Source organism: Paenarthrobacter histidinolovorans, from assembly GCF_014647595.1.
GTDB classification, from domain to species: Bacteria; Actinomycetota; Actinomycetes; order Actinomycetales; family Micrococcaceae; genus Arthrobacter; species Arthrobacter histidinolovorans.
In genome coordinates this window covers 303,739-319,380 of record NZ_BMPM01000005.1, presented here as the reverse complement: position 1 = coordinate 319,380, position 15,642 = coordinate 303,739, and the positions used below count along the sequence as shown (strand labels likewise).

Sequence of the window (15,642 nt, the reverse complement as noted above, 5' to 3'; positions counted from 1 at the left end):
CTCAGGCCTGGCTCTGGCCGGCAGGGGTAAGTTGTTCGGTCTGGCTCGCGCTCCCGGCAGTGTCCTGTGCAAGAACCCCTTCGCGGAGCTTGAAGTGCTGCAGCTTGCCGCTGGGATTGCGCGGAAGTCCGGTGACGAAGCGGACGTCCCGGGGGTACTTGTAGGGCGCGATGGTCTGCTTCACGAAGTCCTGGATTTCCTTGCGCTTGGCGGCGTCGCCAATGACTCCGTCGCGCAGGACAACGAAAGCGCAGACGATGCTGCCGCGTTCCTCGTCCGGGATCCCGATGACCGCGTTTTCCACGACATCCGGGTGCTGGTCGATGGCCGATTCAACCTCCGGCCCGCCGATGTTGTACCCGGACGAGACGATCATGTTGTCCGATCGGGCCTGGTAGGTGAAATACCCGTCCGCGTCCATGGCGAACGTGTCGCCGGTGACGTTCCAGCCGTTCACCACGTAGTTCGCCTGCCGGGGATCATCCAGGTAGCGGCACCCGGTAGGCCCGATCACTGCGAGGCGGCCGATGTTGCCCGGGCCGAGTTCATTGCCGTCGTTGTCCAGGATGGTGGCCCTGAAACCCGGTACAGCGCGGCCCGTGGTCCCGGGACGGATGTCGTCCCCGGCAGCGGAGATGAAGACGTGCAGCATCTCCGTTGCACCGATTCCATTGACCAGGCGCAGGCCGGTAGCGTCGCGGACAGCTTCCCAGGTCTCCTTGGAGAGGTGTTCTCCGGCAGAGACGGCAATCCGCAGGCCGCGCAGGAGTTCTCCGCGCTTCTCCTTCAGGATGGCCCTGTACGCCGTGGGGGCGGTGAAGAGGATGGTGGCACCGGCTGCGGCTGCGTGCCCGGCCAGTTCCACGGGGCCGGCCTTCTCCGTCAGGAGCGACGACGCGCCGAACCTCAGCGGAAAGACCACCAGGCCACCCAGGCCGAAGGTGAAGGCCAGGGGTGGGGACCCGGCGAAGACGTCGTCGGCAGTGGGCTCAAGGATGTAGCGGGCAAAGGTGTCGGCATTGGCCAGGATGTCCCGGTGGAAATGCATGGTCACCTTGGGCACACCGGTGGTGCCGGACGTCGGACCCAGCAGGGCAACGTCATCTGCGGAGGTATCCACAGCGGCGAACTCCCCGCTCTTGCGCCCGCAACGGGAGATGAGATCGCCGTCGTCGTCAGCGTTTCCTGCGGCCGATCCGTACGTCAGGACAGCAACGTCGTCCCCCGCCGCGGCCGTGAGCTCATCCACGAAGCGGTGGTCCGAAATCGCAACCACCGGCTTGGTGAGTCCGATCAGGGTGGCGACCTCTGTGGAACGCAGCATGGGCATGGTGGTGACCACCACCGCGCCGGCTTTCAGGACGCCGAGCCAGGCCGCGACGATCCACGGGTTGTTGGGACCGCGCAGCAGGACGCGGTTGCCGGGAACAACGCCGAGGTCTTCGGTGAGGACCTGGGCCACCTGGTTGGAACGGGTTTGCAGCTCGCCGTAGGTCCAGACAACGCCGTCTGGAGTACGGAGGGCGGGACGATCGGCACCGTACTGGGCGACAGCGTCGTCGATCAGCACAGCGGCAGCGTTGAGCCGGTCCGGGTATTGGAGTTCGGGGAGGGTGAATTCGAGCGCCGGCCAGGTATCGGCGGGCGGCAGGTGGTCGCGGGTGAACGTGTCCACGTGGGCCGATGGCAGCATGCTCATGGCCGTTCCTTTCAGTGGTGCGTCGTTGGAGCTGGGGATGGGTGGAGTGGGGCTGTTTGGGTGCAGGAGCGATCAGGCGCCGGCGCGGATCATGCCTTCCTGGGCGACTGTTGCCAGGAGCCTGCCGTGCCGGTCAAAGAAGCGGCCCATGGCGAGGCCCCTGTTGCTTTGTCCGGAGATGGCTTCCTGGGCATACAGAATCCAGTCATCGGCACGGCCGTCACGGTGGAACCACATGGAGTGGTCCAGGCTGGCGGTTGCGAGTCCCGGGCTGGACCAGTTCAATCCATTGACCCGGAGCAGCGGCTCTAAAATGGTGTAATCGCAGACGTAAGCCAAGGCTGTGCGGTGGAGGTCGGCGTCGTCCGGCAAGGCATCAAAGGCTTTGACCCAGATGGCCTGCTGCGGAGCCATGCCGCCCTCCAGCTCGACATATACCGGACCGGGAATATGGCGCATGTCGAAGCTGCGGCCCGCAGACCAGTACTCCGCCGCCGCGCCGTCAGTTCCGCTCAGCGCTTCCGCCGCTGACCGCAGCGATTCAGGCTCGACGGCGGCAGGCGCCTCAGGCTGGAAGTCCGGCCCGTCTTCGGGAACCTGGAAGGAACCCATGGCCGCGTAGACCGGCTTGCCGTTCTGGAAGCCGCGGACCGTGCGGGTGGAGTATCCGCGGCCATCCCGAAGGCGCTCCACTTCGTAGCGAACACTGGAAGCTATATCCACCGGACGCATGAAGTAGCTGTGCATCGAGTGCAAGGTCCTGTCAGCGTCCACCGAGCGCATCATGGCTGCAGCGGCTTGGGCCACCATGTCTCCACCATAGGCTTTTGGCCACGGCACGTACTGGGTGGTTGCTTCATACGCTTCATCGAAGATCTCAGCCGTCGCCGGGGTCAGGTGGACGGCGCGGAGGAAGGTCTCGGAGGTCAGGGTTCCAGTGATCATGGCCTACGCCCTGCGGTAATCGGCGAGGGTCTCGTCCGGAACGTCCTCAAGGTTGACCACGAGGTTTTCCGGGGTGCGGGCGGTCAGCCACACGAGGTCTTCCGTGACGGACATGTTGGCCTCGACGTGGGGCATGAACGGGGGTACGAACACCCAGTCGCCGGCTTTCATGTCCAGGAACTCCGAGTAGTTCTCCCCGAAGTAGATCCGGCCGTGGCCACGGAGCACATAGCCTCCCGTCTCAGCTTCGCCGTGGTGGTGGGGCAGTGAGCGGTAGCCGGGGGTGTTGGACACCTGACCGAACCAGATCTTGGTTGCCGGGGTGTGCTGGATGCTCACCCCGGACACGCGGATGCAATCGCCGGACTGGGCGGTATTGGTGTCCTCGGCGCCGGCACGGGTGACAACGGGGACAACCTTGCCGTCTGCCTGCGCGTAGATGGAGTTGTCGCCTTCGAGGACGTATTCAGTGGTTGTCTGGCTCATGGGGTTTCTCCTTTGTGGGTGGGGTCGAGACGTTGTCAGGAAGCGGGGACTGCTACGTCGGCATGGATCCGGAACAGGTTTTCCAGCCGGCCGATCCCGTCGATTTCGGTGGTGAGGACATCCCCGTCCTTCAGGAAGCGCGGCGGGGTCATGCCCATGCCCACTCCCCCGGGCGTTCCCGTCAGAACGAGGTCGCCGGGACGAAGGACAGTGAACCGGGAGATGTAGGACAGGAGCTGCGCCGGGCCGAACACCAAGGTGCTGGTGTTCCCTTGCTGCACGAGCTCGCCGTTGACGTAGCCCCGGACATCAAAGCTTTCCCCGGCCTCGTCCGCGGTCAGCATCACCGGGCCCACCGGGGTGGTGCGATCCCAGGCCTTCCCCTGGAACCACTGCAGGGTCCGGTTCTGCCAGTCGCGCATGGAGACGTCGTTGGCAACGGTGTACCCGGCGATGGCTTCGCGGGCCTGCTCCTCATCCGCGCGGTACAGTTCGGAACCCACGACGACGGCCAGCTCGGCTTCCCAGTCGACCCGGCCGCTGCCGTGGACTTCTACAGCATCGTTGGCGCCAACCAGAGTGTCTGCGTACTTGGCGAACAGGGTGGGGTATTCGGGGAGCTCCCTGCCCATCTCCTGGATGTGGTCCCCGTAGTTCAGGCCGCAGCAGATCACTTTTCCTGCGCGCGGCAGCAGGGGCGCGTACTCGGGGTCGGTGATGAAGTCCCCGTCGGCTTCTTCCACCACGGACCGCCAGTCCGGCCGGCCCAGGAGCGCGCCAACGTCACTGGCCGGAAGCGCGAGCCAGGCGTCGTCGCCCGTGGCGATGGCCGCCGTCGTACCCCCGTTGGCTGAGCGCAAGGTGGCGAGTTTCATTGCTTGTCCCTTCGAGATTTTGGATGTGTCGACTTTTTTACGATCGTCACATATGCTCAACGTAGCACGGCGGAAATGATCTGCACAGAGGCTTTTCAAAAGTTTTTGCAGTTGCCACAACCGAGGAGGAACAGCATGAGCCACACGACAATCAACCCGGAGTCACTGGCCAAACCATCCGGCTACGCACACGGAATCCTGGCCGGCAACACGGTCTTCCTGGGCGGCCAGACCGCTTTGGACAAGAACATGAACATCGTTCCCGGCGGGATTGTGGAGCAATTCAAGCAGGCGTTCACCAACGTGCTCACCACCCTGCGCGAGGCCGGCGGTGAACCCGAGGACCTGGTCAACGTGACCATCTACCTCACCGACGTTGACGACTACATGGCCAACGGCCGCGAAATCGGACGAATTTGGCGCGAAATGGCGGGCTCGCAGTACCCGGCCATGGCAGGCATCGGCGTCACACGGCTGTGGCAGAAGGAAGCACTGATCGAAATCCAGGGCATCGCAGTCATTCCGGAGCGCTAAGCCTCTGGCCCTCTTGGTGCAGGTTGGTGAAGCATGTCCCTATGGGAACCGTCACCGAATATTTGGAGAACGTCAGCGAAGCCAACCGCTCGATTCTGGAGCGCATCGTAGGGGTTGCCCGGGAACTCGCCCCTGACGCCGAGGAAGGCACAAGCTATGGGATGCCCGCGTTGCTGGTGGACGGCAAGGGCTTCGTGAGCGTGCTCGAAACCAGGAAGCACCTGGCGCTGTACCCGTTCAGCGGACAGATCCTGCCCGAGATGTCGGAAGAGCTTGGCGGGTACTCGTGGTCGCCGGGAACATTGAGGTTCTCCGCGGACAACCCCGTGCCCGACTCCATGGTGCGGAGGATCCTGGAGACCCGGCTGGCGGCGATCCGGAAGTAGCCGCCCCTACCCATCTGAGTCGCAGATCAGGTCGTTCCCAGCGCTGGGAACGACCTGATCTGCGACCTGCTTGGGTTAGTGCTTGGCGGAGACGTCCTGGGAGATCGCGTTGGCGGTTGCTACTACTTCCTGCCGCACGTCATCGAGGTACTGCTCCGGGTCCGGCCGCGCTGCAACAGCCTGGGCCTGCAGCGACACATTAATGGCGGCCACGTTATCCCCGTTGTTGTGGTTCCACACCGGCGCTGCGATGGACATCAGTCCAAGTTCCAGCTCCTGGTCCAGCAGGCACCAGCCTTGCTGGCGGACACGCTCGACGGCGGCCCTCAAGTCGGGCACGCTGGCGACGGTTCGCGGCGTAAGCGGCGTGAGTTCCGCCGTCGAAAGGTAGGCCTCGAGCTTGGCCTGCGGAAGTCCGGCGAGCAGCACCCGGCCCATGGACGTCGCGTAAGCGGGGAAGCGCGTGCCCACCGTGATGCCGACGTTCATGATGCGCTTGGTGGCGACCCGCGCCACGTAGAAAATGTCCTGCCCGTCCAGCACCGCGGCGGACGTGGACTCCCCCAGTTTCAGGCTGAGCTGCTCCAGGTGCGGCTGGGCAAGCTGCGGCAAGGAAAGGGCAGACAGGTACGAGTACCCGAGCTGCAGCACCTTTGCGGTGAGAGCGAAGGTCTTGCCGTCGGTGCGGACGTAGCCCAGCTCAACCAACGTGTGCAGGAACCGCCTCGCTGTGGCACGGGTCAGGTCCGTGCGGGCTGCGACTTCGCTCAGCGTCATGACGGGGTTGTTCGCGTCGAACGCCCTGATCACTGCCAGACCCCGGGCCAGGGACTGGACGTACTGGTCGCTGGCCTGCGGGGTTACTGCGGAGTCGGTCATGGTTACCAATCCTAGGGTGCGTTGTGGGGCCTGCTCTGCGCGATTCGTTCCCGAAATACCACGCAGAGCGGGCCCCACAACGGGAGAGCCCAGACTTGCGGGGCCTACTCTGCGCGATTCGTTCCCGAAAGACCACGCAGAGCGGGCCCCACAACGGGAGAGCCCAGACTTGCGGGGCCTACTCTGCCTTCTTCAGGGGCAGCGGCACGAGTTCCTGGATTTCCTCGAAGGTGCAGCCGAAGGTCTCGCGGACGGTGACGCCGTCGGGTCCTGTGAGGAACACCGCCTTGTCCGTGTACACGCGGGTCACGCAGCCGACGCCGGTCAGCGGGTAGCTGCACTTCTCCACCAGCTTGGACACCCCCTCACGGGTCAGCAACGTCATCATGACGAACACGTCCTTCGCGCCGGTGGCCAAGTCCATGGCACCTCCGACGGCGGGGATCGCGTCGGGTGCGCCGGTGTGCCAGTTGGCGAGGTCGCCGGTGGCGGAGACCTGGAAGGCCCCGAGGACGCAGATGTCCAAGTGGCCGCCGCGCATGATCGCGAACGAGTCGGCGTGGTGGAAGTACGAGGCTCCGGGCAGCTCGGTGACGGGGATTTTGCCGGCGTTGATGAGGTCGCCGTCAATCTCTTCACCCTCGGCGGCCGGGCCCATGCCAAGCATCCCGTTCTCCGTGTGGAGCGTGATGTTCTGTTCCTCGGTGAGGTAGTTGGACACGAGCGTCGGCTGGCCAATGCCCAGGTTCACGAAGGAGCCGGGAGCGATGTCACGGGCTACCAACTGCGCGAGCTCGTCGCGTCCCAGCGGTTTCTCAGATGTTTGGATGCTTGTCTGGGTGCTCATGATCAGGCCACCTTCTCTTTTGCTCCGGCAGAATCGACGCGGACCACGCTGTTGACGTAAATACCGGGGGTCACCACGTTCTCGGGATCCAAGGAACCAGTGGGCACGATCTCAGAGACCTGCACGATGGTGTGCTTGGCAGCGGCGGCCATGATCGGCCCGAAGTTCCGGGCTGTCTTGCGGTAGACGAGGTTGCCCTTGCCGTCGGCTTTGAGTGCCTTGATCAGGGCGACGTCGGCGTGGATGGGCGTTTCGAACACCTGCCACTTCCCATCCAGGAACCGGGTTTCCTTGCCCTCGGCCAAGGTGGTGCCGTAGCCGGTGGGCGTGAAGAAGCCACCGATACCTGCGCCGGCGGCACGGATCCGCTCGGCCAGGTTGCCCTGCGGAACCAGCTCCAGCTCGATCTCACCGGCGTGGAACTTGGCGTCGAAGTGCCAGGAATCGGACTGCCGCGGGAAGGAGCAGATCATCTTGCGGACACGGCCTTCCTTGATCAGCAACGCCAGGCCCTGATCACCCTGGCCGGCGTTGTTGTTGACTACGGTCAGGTCCTTCGCTCCGCAATCCATCAGGGCATCAATGAGCTCAAACGGCTGCCCGGCATTGCCGAAGCCGCCGATCATCACAGTGGAACCGTCCTGGATACCGGCCACAGCCTCGCCAACAGTGTCAATGAAATTCAGCATGATCCCTAGACTCCTTCCGAAACTCCGGCAGAAACGTTCTCCAGCACCACAGCCAGGCCCTGCCCAACACCGATGCAGATCGCCGCGACACCCCAGCGCTGGCCCGAAGCCTGCAGGGAACGGGCGAGCGTGCCCAGGATGCGCGTACCGGAAGCACCCAGCGGGTGCCCCATGGCGATCGCACCGCCATGGCGGTTCACGATTGCGGGGTCGATCCCCCACGCGTCAACACACGCCAGCGATTGCGCGGCGAACGCTTCATTAAGTTCGACGGCGCCCACCTGGTCCCAGCCGATGCCCGCCTTTGCGAGGGCCTTGTTGGCGGCCTCCACCGGGGCGAACCCGAAGAACTGTGGATCGTTACCGTGCGCACCACGGCCCGCGATGCGTGCCAGCGGCTCCAGACCGAGGATGGACGAAGCAGCTTCAGAACCGATCCACGCCGCAGAAGCACCATCGGACAGAGGCGAGGCATTCCCGGCGGTGACCGTACCGCCGTCGGGCCCGTCAGACTCAGGCCGGAACACGGTCTTCAAACCGGCAAGCTTCTCAGCCGAAGAACCGGCACGGATTCCTTCATCACGGACCAGGTCCGTGCCGGGAACCGCTGTAACCAGAGAATCATAGAAACCCTCGTTCCACGCAGCATCAGCCAGGTTGTGCGAATCCGCCGCAAAAGCATCCTGCCGCTCACGGGTGATCCCGTACTTCTCGCGCAGCCTTTCGGTGGCCTCGCCCAGGGAAATGGTCCAATCCTTGTTCATGGCCGGGTTCACCAGACGCCAACCAAGCGTGGTGGATGCCAGCGTCATGTCACCGGCCGGGTACGGCTTGGAGGTCTTGGGCAGCACCCAGGGCGCACGGCTCATGGACTCGGCGCCGCCCACCAGCATGAGGTCGGCGTCGCCCGCATTGATCTGCCGCGAAGCGATGATCGCTGCGTCCAGGGACGAGCCACACAACCGGTTGACCGTGGTGCCTGGAATGGACACGGGCAGGCCGGCCAACAGGGTGGCCATGCGGGCAACGTTGCGGTTTTCCTCGCCGGCACCGTTGGCGTTGCCGAACACCACCTCGTCGATCCGCTCAACATCAAGACCGGGAGCCCTGCGAACAGACTCGCGGACCACGTGCGCGGCAAGGTCATCGGGACGGACAGCGGCAAGACCGGAGCCGAACTTGCCAAAGGGCGTGCGCACGGCGTCGTACACAAATGCCTGGTTCATGGGTTTCTCTTTCTCTTGCCCAACTAGGTAGCAGATCAGGCCGTTGTGAACGCTGAAAACGACCTGAAGTGCGACTCAGTTGGGTTCGGTGGCGTCGATTTCGGCGAATACTTTCTGGGCCGTCTTGAAGGCCGAATTGGCCGACGGCACACTGCAATAGATGGCGGTCTGCAGCAGGATTTCCTTGATTTCGTCCCTGCTCAGGCCGTTGTTGAGGGCCGCCCTGACGTGCATGGCGAGCTCCTCCCAGTGACCGTGCGCCACCAGCGCCGTGAGGGTGACGGCGGAGCGCATCTGCCGGCTCAGGCCGGGCCGCGTCCAGATGCCACCCCAGGCGATCCTGGTGATCATGTCCTGGTAGTCCTCGGTAAAGGAATCCTTGCCGGCATTCGCCCGGTCCACGTGCGCATCGCCCAGCACTTCGCGGCGAACCACCATGCCGGCGTCGTAAATATCCTGGGCTGTTGCGTCGGGCTGGACAGCGCCGTTCCGCTCGGAATTATCAGGGGACAAAGTAGTCACAGTCCGTTCTCCTTCATGAAGGTGCGCATCAGCCCGGCCACAGCGGCCGGTGCCTCTGCAGGCGCAAGGTGGCCGACGCCGTCGAGCGCCACAGCCTCGGCGAAAGAACCGCCCGCCCGGATGGCAGCGGCAGTCTCTTCAGCGAGCGACGGCGGTGCTACGGAATCCTCTTCACCGGCAATCAGCTGCGTGGGGACGGTGATGCTGCCGAGCTGGTCGCGGACGTCCAAGCGGGCCAGGGCTTCGCAGCAGAACGAGTAGCTGAAGCGGTCGGCGTCACGGAGAGCGTGCAGAAGGCGGCTGCTGATTTCCGGCTGGCGGTCCATGAATCCATGGCCGAACCAACGTTCAGCCGAACCCTGGATCATCACCGGAGTTCCCAAGGTCCGGACGGTTTCCGCCCGTTCCAGCCAGCCCTCGGGCGTGCCGAGCTTCGGCCCGGAGCACTGGACGGACAAGCTGAGGAGGCGGTCGGCGTGCTTGAGGCCGAGCTGCAGGCCGGTGGCACCGCCCAGGGAGACGCCCGCGTAGTGGAACATTCCGCCCGGCGAAACAGAGTCGACAAGATCGATGACGGCGTCAGCCAGGTCCGCGACGTCGAAACCTTCGGCGGCGGCCGGCGAGATGCCGTGGCCGGGCAGGTCCCAGCCGATGACGTCGTAGTCGTCGCCCAGGAGCGCGGCCGTTTCGGACCACAGCACGGTGGAAGTGCCCAGCGACGGCCCGACCACCAGGAGCGGCTTGGCTCCCAGTTCACGTTTCGGGGAAAGCAACACTGCCTTGATGGTTGGTTTAGCCACGATGGGCTCCTTTCACAGAAGATCCGGTGAAATCGGGGTAGGCGGCGAGGATCCGGCGGCTGATCTCCTCTGCCTCACCCAGGTAGCTCGCCGGGTCCAGCAGTGCCTCAAGTTCAGCATCGGAGAGCTCGGCGGAAGGAACGCTTTCACGGAGGAGCTTGCGGTACGTGTCCGCCTGTTCGGTTGCCGGCGCCGCGAGGGTTCGGTCGACGACGGCCTGCAGCTTTTGCTTCCCGTCCTCGCCAAGCAGAGGGGCGACGGCGGCCGACACGCCTTCGCTGAGGAGCAGCGGACCCGAGATCCCGAGGTTCCTGCGCATCGCTTCCGGGAAGACGCGGAGCCCGTCGGTGAGTTCGCGGAGGTGGGAAGCAGCGCCCAACGCCAGGCTCAACAGGCGACGCAAGGCCGGCCATTCGCTGTGCCATGCTCCGTCGGGTCGTTCGTCATTGAAGGTGGCGGCCGCGAGGTGCAGTTGCGATGCGAGGCCGGGAGCCTGCAACGCTGCGCTGCGGATCAGCACGGAAAGCACCGGATTCTGCTTCTGCGGCATGGCGGAGGAGACACCGCGTCCCGCAGCGAGTGGTTCGCCCAGTTCGGCAACTTCGGGACGGCTCAGGAAGAGAAGGTCTGCGGCGATCTTGCCAAAGGAGTCGGTCAGCGCGGCAAGGGAATCGCCGAGGGCCGTGATGGCGAGGCGGTTGGTGTGCCACGGAGCGGGAGCGGGCGCCAGGCCGAGGTGCGAGGCCAGGGAATCGGCCAGCGTGAACGGCGTTGAGCCTGAGCCCGCAGCCAGCTTGGTCCCGGAGGCCAACGTCCCGCCGGCCCCGCCGAACTGGACCGGCAACTCAAGCGATGCCAAACGTGAAGCCGCAGCGGCGACGCCTTGGAACCACTGCGCAGCCTTGAGCCCGAATGTGTACGGAAGTGCATGCTGCGTCAGGCTCCTGCCCACGCACAGCGTGTCGGCATGCTGTTCCGCCAAGCTGGCGAGCGCCGTCGTCGTGCCTTTGACCTCAGCCAGCAGTGCCGAAACGGTGCGGCTGGCGAGCAGCATCAGGGCGGAGTCGAGGACGTCCTGGCTGGTCAGGGAGGCGTGGACGGCCTTGCCGGCACCAAGCCCCGAGGTGTCCAGCTCCCTGACGCGGGCACGGAGGTCGCCGAGCAGCGGGATGACCGGATTGCCGCCGCCTTGGGCACGTTCCGCCACCGAAAGAACGTCGTAGAAAGAGGGGTCGGCGGCTTCGGCCACCACAGCGGCGGACCCGACAGGGACAAGCCCGGCTTCCTCGAGCACGGCCGCCCAGGCAGCTTCGACGTCGAGGATTGCCGCGATCACGGCACGGTCGCCCGTCAGCGAGGCCACGGAGGACGACGCCGAGACAGGGCTGAGGAGGCCGAAGTCGCCGTCGATCATGCCGGGTTTTCCGTCACCGGATCGAGCGAGCCGTCCTGCTGGAAATCCAGGAACACGGTCTCGTCGCCGCCCTGCAGCCGGATGTCCCAGGTAAGTCCACCGTCGGGGTCGCGGCGCGCGATCAGCGTCTTGCGGCGTTCGGGATCAAGGGAGCTCAGCAAGGGATCGTTGGCCAGCGCTTCCTCGTTTTCCGGCAGGTACACGCGGGTGAAGAGGCGGTTCATGAGGCCACGGGCGAAGACCGCCACCGAGATGAATGGTGCCGCTCCCGGCGCCGTGGGTCCGGGGTTGACAGTGGTGAAGGTGTAGACGCCGGAGTTGCCCACGGAGCCGCGGCCCCAGCCGGTGAACGTGTAACCGTCACGGACCAGTGAGCCGGTCCGCTGGACGACGTTGCCTTCCGAGTCCGGCTGCCAGATCTCAAGGATGGCGTCCGGGATGGTGTTGCCCGCTCCGTCGTACACCGTCCCTTGGAGGCGGATGCTGCCGGGGCTGCCCGGTGCCAGGAGTTCGTTGTCCTTGTTGAAGGGAAGGGCGTAGCCGTAGAAGGGGCCCACGGTCTGGCCCGGTGTGGGTGTCAGCTTGCTCATGTGCTTACTCCTCGTCCCCGGCGTCGCCGTATGCTTCGTTTTCCGTCCAGGTCCGCTTGGAACCGGTCAGGATGATGTCCCACTTGTAGCCGAGGGCCCACTCCGGGCTGGTCAGTTCGTGATCGTACTGGGCCACCAGGCGGTCGCGGGCGTCCTGGTCCACGATCGACTGATAAATGGGGTCCAGCGGGAAGAGCTGGTCGCCCGGGAAGTACATTTGGGTGACGATGCGCTGCGTGAACTCCGAACCGAACATGGAGAAGTGGATATGGGCCGGACGCCAGGCGTTCAGGTGGTTCTTCCACGGGTAGGCGCCGGGCTTGATGGTGGTGAAGGAATACGAGCCGTCTGCGCCGGTGATGCAACGGCCGACGCCCGTGAAGTTCGGGTCGAGCGGCGCGGGGTGCTGGTCACGTTTGTGGACGTAGCGGCCGGAGGCATTGGCCTGCCAGATCTCCACGAGCTGGCCGGCAACCGGGCGGCCGTCGCCGTCCAGCACGCGTCCGGCCACGATGATGCGCTCACCCTGCGGTTCACCATTGTGCTGGATGGTCAGGTCCGATTCCAGTGCGTGCACGTCCTGGTGTCCGAAGGCCGGCGAGTAGAGCTCGATGGTTTCCGGGTCCGCGTGGTGCAGGCTCTTGGTGGGGTGGCGCAGGATGCTGCTGCGGTACGGCGCGTAGTCCAGCCGCGGCATGGTTTCGGGTCCTTTGCCGTTCTTCAGCGCCTGGGCATAACGGTCCCCGATTGCGCTGATCTCTGCGCTGAGGTCCGCCTGCGTCTCAACCTTCTTGCCATCGTGCGCGGCATGCGGCTCTGCTGGCGGCACGAGTTCCTCGGATTCTAGAGCTTGTGCAGTGTTGTCTTGCGGCACAACCGGCTCCTTTCTATGGATTCTTTGTGAGGTTCGGGCAGCTATGCCCGGTGAAGTGAGTCGTATTGCACGGCGTGACGGACAGGGGCATTCGGGGCTCCGTAGCCGTTGTAGCTGCCACGGCGTTCCACCATTTCGAAGAACACGCTGCCGACTGTGGCGGTGTAGAAATGGAGGAATTCGCCGTTGGCGTCCCGGTCATACAGCAGGTTGAGCTCCTGGAGGGTGGCCAGGAAACCCGGTTCAAGATCGAACCGTGCTTCCAGGTCCTCGTAGTAGTTGGCCGGAATCTGCAGGAATTCAAGGCCGCGGTCGCGGGCGGACCGAGCCGTGGCCACGAGGTCGTCCACGGCGAAGGCGATGTGTTCCTGGTACGTTTTGCGGGCTGTTTCCTGGGCTTGCTGGGCGGGCGCCAGATTCAGCACGAGCCGCACAGCGCCGTGGCTGGTTTCCATGACCTGCGAGCGCACCAGGCCGCTTGGGCTCGGCACCTCCGCGAACGGCAGCGGTTCCAGTGCCAAAGCGCTGGTGTAGAAGAGGACGGCTTCGTCAAAGTGCTGCCACGGCTGGGCGAGGTTCACGTGGTCAATCACGGCGTTCTGCGGTGCTGCGGAGTGCTCCAGGCCTTCCCCGAACTCGTGGGTCCACGCGGCGGTTCCGTCCGGGCTGCCTTGGCACAGGAAGATTTCGGTGGAATCCGGAGCGGAAATGCCCTGGAACACTTCTTCGTCCGCCTGGACCTTCCGGGCGACCACAGGTGCCTTGAGTTGCTGGGCGCGAGCGGAGGCAATCACTGGTGAATCGACGTCGAACCCCAAAGCGGCGATAGCCGGTTCTGTATGCGAGGCCGCTTGTTCGTTGATGATCACGCGGGCCTGGCCCATGGTCCAGAGCTGGACGTCCTTGGTGCGGTGGCGGCCCTCGAATCCGAAGCCGAGCTGGCCCAGGAGCTTCTCAAGCTGCGCGGTGTCGTCGGCCTTGACCTCGGCGAAGTTGAAGCCGGCGGGCTCGTTCACCTTGGGCAGCGTGGCCAGTTCCATGGGATAACGACGGCGGGACGCACCGCCGTTGCCGGCCGCGGTTTCCGCGGGGGTGCTTGCGAGCCAGTTGGCGCTCTGTTCTTCCAGCCAGATCAGGGAGCGCATGGCATCCACGGCCGTCCGCTCAACGTCCGACTGGCGGAAGACATCGTTGAACACTTCGAGCGAGACCGGACCGGTGTAGCCCGCGCGGACCACGTGGCCCATGAACTTGGCGAGCTCGAACTGCCCCTCCCCGGGGAAAACCCGGTAGTGGCGGCTCCAGGAGAGCACGTCCATGGAGAGCTTGGGAGCATCGGCAACCTGGACGAAGAAGATTTTCTCCGCGTTGAGCTGCTCGATCGGCGCGGTGTCCCAGTCGCGGGAAAGGATGTGGAAGGAGTCCAGGCAGGTGCCAAGGTTGGGGTGGTCCACCATGTCCACCAAGCGGTAGGCGTGCTCGTAGTCGTTGACGTACTTGCCCCAGGCCAACGCCTCGTAGGCAACCTTGACGCCGTGGTCCCCTGCCAGCCCGGCAAGCGCTGCCAGCTGTTCTGCACGCAGCTGGTCATCATCGATGGTTGCCGTGGCCACGTTGGAGCAGACCAGGATGGTGTCCATTCCCAAGCGGGACATCAGCTTGAACTTTGCCTCGGCCCGCTTGAGGTTGGCCTTCAGCAGCTCGGGAGTGACGCCGTCGAAATCCCGGAACGGCTGGTAGAGATCGAGGCCCAAGCCGAGATCGGCAGCCATTTTCCGGATGTCCTCGGGGCTCAGCGGGGAGGTCACGAGGTCCTGCTCAAAGATCTCGATGCCATCGAAGCCCGCGATGGCGCAGGCCTGCATCTTTTCCTTCAGGGTCCCCGACAGGCAGACAGTGGCGATTCCGGTGCGCATCAGTGGGCCGCCTTTGCGAGGGTGCCGGCCGAGAGCACGGTTGCCGCATCTTCAACCGCGATCAGCTCCAGGAAGTGTGCCCGCATGCGGTCCCTGTCGGCTTCTTTTCCGGTGAAGAGCTGGAAAGCGTCGGCCGCCTGGCCCACTGCCATGCGACCGCCGTCGAGGACGTCGCAGCCCTTGGCACGGGCTTCGCGGACCAGTTGCGTTTCGATAGGGCGGTAGACGATGTCCGCCACCCAGTGCCGCGATTCCACGAGTTCCACGTCCAATGGAAGTCCGGGGTGTGCGGCCATGCCGATCGGAGTGCAGTGCACCAGGCCGTCGGCGAGGGGCATGAGCTGCGGGAGTTCGTCCGTGCTGCGCGGAGTGACGGTGGCCGCGGGGAAGAGGCCGCTGAGTTCAGCGGCACGTTCCGCAGCCCGGGCGGGGTCCATGTCCACCAGGTCCAGCGTGCTGACGCCGGCTTTGAGGAGGGCATAGGCGACGGCGGAACCTGCACCTCCGGCGCCAAGCTGGACGACGCGGTCAAGCTTCGCGTTCGGAAGTCCGTCCCTCAAGGCCGAAGCGAAACCGGAGAAGTCTGTGTTGTGTCCGATGAACCGTCCGTCCTGGATCAGGACGGTATTCACGGCACCCAGGCGAGCGGCGTCGTCGGAAATTTCATCCAAGTGCCCCAGCACCAGCTGCTTGCACGGGTGCGTGATGTTGAGGCCGTTGAAGCCCGTGCGGGCGGCTGCGGTGAGGAGGTCCCCGACGGCGGTGGCCGGCAACTTGAGTTCCAGCAGGTCGATGGGGCGGTACAGCAAGCGAAGGCCCTGCACATCGGCTTCGCGTTCGTGCATGGGCGGCGTGAGCGAGGGCATGACCCCTTCGCCAACGAGGCCCACCAGAACGGACTCGGCTCGGTTGCTCATCCTAAAGCTCCTTTGACTTCAGCACCGCGGCCATTGACGTTTT

17 protein-coding genes are annotated in these 15,642 nt (G+C 64.8%); 2 read left to right on the top strand and 15 right to left on the bottom strand.

All coding sequences use genetic code 11. The annotated features are described in order from the left end of the window. Window position 1: 1 nt before the first annotated feature. The 4 genes from IEY62_RS14205 to IEY62_RS14190 all read right to left on the bottom strand — a co-directional run bounded on the left by IEY62_RS14205 (window position 2) and on the right by IEY62_RS14190 (window position 4,005). Window positions 2-1,699, bottom strand: a complete 1,698-nt coding sequence (locus tag IEY62_RS14205) for an AMP-binding protein (protein ID WP_189018891.1) — start codon at window positions 1,697-1,699, stop codon at window positions 2-4. A 72-nt stretch (window positions 1,700-1,771) separates the two neighbouring features. Then, a complete protein-coding gene (locus tag IEY62_RS14200; RefSeq protein ID WP_189018889.1) occupies window positions 1,772-2,644 on the bottom strand; it encodes an acyl-CoA thioesterase in 873 nt (290 codons plus the stop codon). Between the two features lie 3 nt (window positions 2,645-2,647). Then, on the bottom strand, window positions 2,648-3,130 hold the full coding sequence (locus IEY62_RS14195; protein ID WP_189018886.1) for a cupin domain-containing protein: 483 nt from the start codon (window positions 3,128-3,130) through the stop codon (window positions 2,648-2,650). Between the two features lie 35 nt (window positions 3,131-3,165). Beyond that, entirely contained in the window at window positions 3,166-4,005 is an 840-nt protein-coding gene (locus IEY62_RS14190) for a fumarylacetoacetate hydrolase family protein (protein ID WP_189018884.1), read from the bottom strand. Window positions 4,006-4,140: 135 nt separating this feature from the next. Here IEY62_RS14190 and IEY62_RS14185 point away from each other — a divergent pair, with 135 nt between their 5' ends. Together IEY62_RS14185 and IEY62_RS14180 are read left to right on the top strand one after the other, a co-directional pair. Then, window positions 4,141-4,539 carry a RidA family protein gene (locus IEY62_RS14185; RefSeq protein ID WP_189018882.1) on the top strand — a complete coding sequence of 133 codons (399 nt, stop codon included), beginning with the start codon at window positions 4,141-4,143 and terminating at the stop codon, window positions 4,537-4,539. A 41-nt stretch (window positions 4,540-4,580) separates the two neighbouring features. Continuing rightward, a complete protein-coding gene (locus tag IEY62_RS14180) occupies window positions 4,581-4,925 on the top strand; it encodes an iron chaperone (RefSeq protein WP_189018879.1) in 345 nt (114 codons plus the stop codon). Window positions 4,926-5,000: 75 nt separating this feature from the next. On the opposite strand, the gene IEY62_RS14175 is transcribed toward IEY62_RS14180, so the two are convergent. The 11 genes from IEY62_RS14175 to IEY62_RS14125 all read right to left on the bottom strand — a co-directional run bounded on the left by IEY62_RS14175 (window position 5,001) and on the right by IEY62_RS14125 (window position 15,599). Beyond that, window positions 5,001-5,804, bottom strand: a complete 804-nt coding sequence (locus IEY62_RS14175; protein WP_189018877.1) for an IclR family transcriptional regulator domain-containing protein — start codon at window positions 5,802-5,804, stop codon at window positions 5,001-5,003. Window positions 5,805-5,982: 178 nt separating this feature from the next. Beyond that, window positions 5,983-6,651, bottom strand: a complete 669-nt coding sequence (locus IEY62_RS14170) for a 3-oxoacid CoA-transferase subunit B (protein WP_189018875.1) — start codon at window positions 6,649-6,651, stop codon at window positions 5,983-5,985. 2 nt (window positions 6,652-6,653) lie between these two features. After that, a complete protein-coding gene (locus IEY62_RS14165; protein WP_189018873.1) occupies window positions 6,654-7,340 on the bottom strand; it encodes a 3-oxoacid CoA-transferase subunit A in 687 nt (228 codons plus the stop codon). Between the two features lie 5 nt (window positions 7,341-7,345). Next, a complete protein-coding gene (locus IEY62_RS14160; protein ID WP_189018871.1) occupies window positions 7,346-8,566 on the bottom strand; it encodes a thiolase family protein in 1,221 nt (406 codons plus the stop codon). Between the two features lie 75 nt (window positions 8,567-8,641). Beyond that, window positions 8,642-9,088, bottom strand: a complete 447-nt coding sequence (gene pcaC / locus IEY62_RS14155; protein ID WP_189018869.1) for a 4-carboxymuconolactone decarboxylase — start codon at window positions 9,086-9,088, stop codon at window positions 8,642-8,644. Then, window positions 9,085-9,888 (bottom strand): alpha/beta fold hydrolase, encoded by an 804-nt coding sequence (locus IEY62_RS14150; RefSeq protein WP_189018867.1) that lies wholly within the window; start codon window positions 9,886-9,888, stop codon window positions 9,085-9,087. The genes pcaC and IEY62_RS14150 overlap by 4 nt, the downstream gene beginning before the upstream one ends. Next, entirely contained in the window at window positions 9,881-11,302 is a 1,422-nt protein-coding gene (locus tag IEY62_RS14145; RefSeq protein ID WP_189018865.1) for a class-II fumarase/aspartase family protein, read from the bottom strand. Before IEY62_RS14145 ends, IEY62_RS14150 begins: the two co-directional genes overlap by 8 nt. Next, on the bottom strand, window positions 11,299-11,892 hold the full coding sequence (gene pcaG / locus IEY62_RS14140) for a protocatechuate 3,4-dioxygenase subunit alpha (protein ID WP_189018862.1): 594 nt from the start codon (window positions 11,890-11,892) through the stop codon (window positions 11,299-11,301). Before pcaG ends, IEY62_RS14145 begins: the two co-directional genes overlap by 4 nt. Before the next feature lie 4 nt (window positions 11,893-11,896). After that, window positions 11,897-12,766, bottom strand: coding sequence for a protocatechuate 3,4-dioxygenase subunit beta (gene pcaH / locus IEY62_RS14135; protein ID WP_189018860.1), 870 nt, complete (start codon window positions 12,764-12,766; stop codon window positions 11,897-11,899). A gap of 41 nt (window positions 12,767-12,807) precedes the next feature. Then, a complete protein-coding gene (locus tag IEY62_RS14130) occupies window positions 12,808-14,682 on the bottom strand; it encodes a bifunctional sugar phosphate isomerase/epimerase/4-hydroxyphenylpyruvate dioxygenase family protein (RefSeq protein ID WP_189018859.1) in 1,875 nt (624 codons plus the stop codon). Next, the gene (locus IEY62_RS14125) at window positions 14,682-15,599 is read right to left on the bottom strand and encodes a shikimate dehydrogenase (RefSeq protein ID WP_189018858.1); all 918 of its coding nucleotides are present in this window, start codon (window positions 15,597-15,599) and stop codon (window positions 14,682-14,684) included. Before IEY62_RS14125 ends, IEY62_RS14130 begins: the two co-directional genes overlap by 1 nt. Window positions 15,600-15,642 lie beyond the last annotated feature (43 nt).

What these genes read in the sequence shown, in the direction of transcription:
- IEY62_RS14125 (WP_189018858.1), bottom strand. Translation starts at nt 15,599, where the DNA reads ATGAGCAACCGAGCCGAGTCCGTTCTGGTGGGCCTCGTTGGCGAAGGG.
- IEY62_RS14170 (WP_189018875.1), bottom strand. Translation starts at nt 6,651, where the DNA reads ATGAGCACCCAGACAAGCATCCAAACATCTGAGAAACCGCTGGGACGC.
- IEY62_RS14160 (WP_189018871.1), bottom strand. Translation starts at nt 8,566, where the DNA reads ATGAACCAGGCATTTGTGTACGACGCCGTGCGCACGCCCTTTGGCAAG.
- IEY62_RS14180 (WP_189018879.1), top strand. Translation starts at nt 4,581, where the DNA reads ATGGGAACCGTCACCGAATATTTGGAGAACGTCAGCGAAGCCAACCGC.
- IEY62_RS14190 (WP_189018884.1), bottom strand. Translation starts at nt 4,005, where the DNA reads ATGAAACTCGCCACCTTGCGCTCAGCCAACGGGGGTACGACGGCGGCC.
- IEY62_RS14200 (WP_189018889.1), bottom strand. Translation starts at nt 2,644, where the DNA reads ATGATCACTGGAACCCTGACCTCCGAGACCTTCCTCCGCGCCGTCCAC.
- IEY62_RS14145 (WP_189018865.1), bottom strand. Translation starts at nt 11,302, where the DNA reads ATGATCGACGGCGACTTCGGCCTCCTCAGCCCTGTCTCGGCGTCGTCC.
- IEY62_RS14130 (WP_189018859.1), bottom strand. Translation starts at nt 14,682, where the DNA reads ATGCGCACCGGAATCGCCACTGTCTGCCTGTCGGGGACCCTGAAGGAA.
- IEY62_RS14175 (WP_189018877.1), bottom strand. Translation starts at nt 5,804, where the DNA reads ATGACCGACTCCGCAGTAACCCCGCAGGCCAGCGACCAGTACGTCCAG.
- IEY62_RS14165 (WP_189018873.1), bottom strand. Translation starts at nt 7,340, where the DNA reads ATGCTGAATTTCATTGACACTGTTGGCGAGGCTGTGGCCGGTATCCAG.
- IEY62_RS14205 (WP_189018891.1), bottom strand. Translation starts at nt 1,699, where the DNA reads ATGAGCATGCTGCCATCGGCCCACGTGGACACGTTCACCCGCGACCAC.
- pcaG (WP_189018862.1), bottom strand. Translation starts at nt 11,892, where the DNA reads ATGAGCAAGCTGACACCCACACCGGGCCAGACCGTGGGCCCCTTCTAC.
- IEY62_RS14195 (WP_189018886.1), bottom strand. Translation starts at nt 3,130, where the DNA reads ATGAGCCAGACAACCACTGAATACGTCCTCGAAGGCGACAACTCCATC.
- IEY62_RS14185 (WP_189018882.1), top strand. Translation starts at nt 4,141, where the DNA reads ATGAGCCACACGACAATCAACCCGGAGTCACTGGCCAAACCATCCGGC.